The sequence below is a fragment of the Pseudomonas sp. PSPC2-3 genome (assembly GCF_049898265.1).
GTDB classification, from domain to species: Bacteria; Pseudomonadota; Gammaproteobacteria; order Pseudomonadales; family Pseudomonadaceae; genus Aquipseudomonas; species Aquipseudomonas veronii.
Window position 1 is genome coordinate 1 of sequence record NZ_JAFCXJ010000022.1, and the last position, 2,559, is coordinate 2,559.

Annotated in this window: 2 protein-coding genes; both read left to right on the forward strand. The window is 46.3% G+C overall.

Translation table 11 applies throughout. The features are described 5' to 3' along the window. Positions 1–496 precede the first annotated feature (496 nt). Complete coding sequence (locus ACP7E3_RS31810; RefSeq protein WP_146133249.1) at positions 497–1,366, forward strand: hypothetical protein; 870 nt, start codon at positions 497–499, stop codon at positions 1,364–1,366. 72 nt (positions 1,367–1,438) lie between these two features. Next, positions 1,439–2,359, forward strand: a complete 921-nt coding sequence (locus tag ACP7E3_RS31815) for a replication initiation protein (protein ID WP_106117527.1) — start codon at positions 1,439–1,441, stop codon at positions 2,357–2,359. Positions 2,360–2,559: the final 200 nt, after the last annotated feature.

Genomic DNA, 2,559 nt, shown 5'->3' on the forward strand with positions numbered 1-2,559 from the left:
CCTCCAAACGAAAGGGGGAAACCCTGCCCAGAGACACGAGCACCCTGCGGGCTATTATCTGATATAGGCTTTTACAATTTCCACTACGGAACCTCCAAACGAAAGGGAAATCCCCTTTTCGAAAATCCTCCCAAACGTGCCCCCAACCCTCGACATGCTGCGGCAGACAAGCTGCCTTGGTCTTGGGTTATCTGTGTAAGCCACCGCCTCATAACCGTGTAAGGGAATGCCCTATAACGGGCTATCGAAGCCGGTCAAAATGGTTGACCGAATGGTCAAGCTTTTTGAGGGGCTGGGCTTTTGATTTAGCGGGTTTCGGGTCGCAGACCTGAACAAGTAGGAAGGCGAAGCCGTCAACCCGTAGGGTTGTCCTATCTTGAATTGATAACAGACTAAGTTCATTAACTTGTATTCGTAATTTGATATGGTATATCTATAAGAGATAACAAATTAAATTACAATGACAATTAAGAACTGGTTCGTTCGAAGTGAGCGAGTGAAGGACAAGCACAACGGCATCATTAAATACGGTAAATATTTAATTGATAGTAAGCATCCTAATCACTCGAATACTACCGCTATTACCCCGATATATAACAACATTGAAAACTTTATAAGAAGTGTATCAAATGAAGCGGTAAGTTTGGATATGGGCAATTCCCAGAAAAAGGGAGGGAGGCCAGTCCAAAGTTATGCCCAGAGCTTCGTTTTTGGATTGCCTCAATCAGTTCAAAAACCAACGCCGGAACAATGGAAGTCAATAACGAACGATATACTAAAAGAACTCGCCAAAAAGTTAGGTATCGAAGTTAATGATTTTAAAGGGAAGATATTTGCAAACGTCCACGAGCAGGATAACCCGCATTTAAATCTTGTAGTGTCCAGAATCATTAACGGCAGGTCATTAAAGGCACTGGACCAGAAAGGCACCATAGGGGTAGTAAAAGCAGCCTTTACCGCCTCAACCCTTGCCCGCTGTGGGCTGGACGTGTCTGCCTACAAGCCATTACAGACTAATCTAGGACCACGGCAAGAGAAATGGCAGATCCAGCAGAAGGAAGCTGAGAAAGCATTAAAGAAAGTCGGATTAGAAGCGGAAAAGCTTAATCTGGAAGTAGCAAGGGCGAAAGGCCTAGCGAAGTATTCAGCTATGCTAAATAACCAGATACTCAAATGGATTGAGGCGGTTAATATAACAGATGAAAAACAAGAGAAAAGGCAGGAAAACAGGATTGAGCAAACAATTGATAAACTAACAGGCTTAAACTTACCAGAAGAGCAAATTGAGCTTTTAAATCAACTTTTTGAGCAAGCAGAACAGAAAACAGGAAAACCCGTTAAAAATAGGGTAAGATGCAAAATATAACTTAAAAAAATACCCCCCTGCATCTGAAAGTTTGGCGACCAGAAGATACAGGGGGGAGGACATAGGGACATTATGACACAGCTACAACTTTTTTCAAGCACATTGCCAAAAAAGCCATATTATACAGATGACCTGACTAATGGCTTAAACATAGCCAAAGCAGAAATTGCAAGAAAGGCTAAATACATACAACACAACGGGCCAACCCATATGTTATGGCTTGCGTTCGATATTGACCGTCAGGGTGCGTCAATTGATTGGTCTGACCGTGGAGCCCCTGCTCCAAACATAACCGTCAAAAACCCAGAAAACGGGCATGCCCATGCACTGTATGGCCTCGCCACAGCAGTCCGCACAGCCCCAGACGGACGAATTGCCCCCCTTCGCTATGCCGCAGCTGTGGAAAACGCCCTGTGTGAGCTTCTGGAAGCCGATAGAGGCTATTCCGGGCTGATTGTAAAGAATCCCCTGAACAAGCACTGGCAGGTCGCAGAATGGCACACAGAGCCTTACGAGCTGGGTGAGCTGGCTGACTATCTCGATCTCAAAACCCCAGCACAGAAGAAAAAGGTCGTTGCTGACTACGGGCTGGGCAGGAATTGCACGCTTTTCGAAGAGCTACGCAACTGGTCGTATAGAGCCATTCGACAGGGCTGGCCTGCCTACAAACAGTGGTTAGACGCTTGTTTGACCCGTGCCCAAGGTATCAACCTAAATTTCTCAAAGCCTCTTCCGTTTAGTGAAGTGAAGGCTACCGCTGTCAGCGTGGCGAAATGGACACACAAGCGGATTACGCAAGGGGATTTTGAGCATTACGTTGCCAAAACGCACACCCCAGAGATCCAAGCCTATCGCGGTGCATTGAAAGGGAAAACACGCAGGGAACAGGGCATTGAGCTACTGACTGCTGGTATGACCATTGAAGAAGTAATCGCAATCACAGGGGCAAGCCAGAAAACGGTTTATAACTGGCGGAACAGGTTGGAAGGGTGAGAAGGGGGAAACCCTGCCCAGAGACACGAGCACCCTGCGGGCTATTATCTGATATAGGCTTTTACAATTTCCACTACGGAACCTCCAAACGAAAGGGGGAAACCCTGCCCAGAGACACGAGCACCCTGCGGGCTATTATCTGATATAGGCTTTTACAATTTCCACTACGGAACCTCCAAACGAAAGGGAAATCCCCTTTT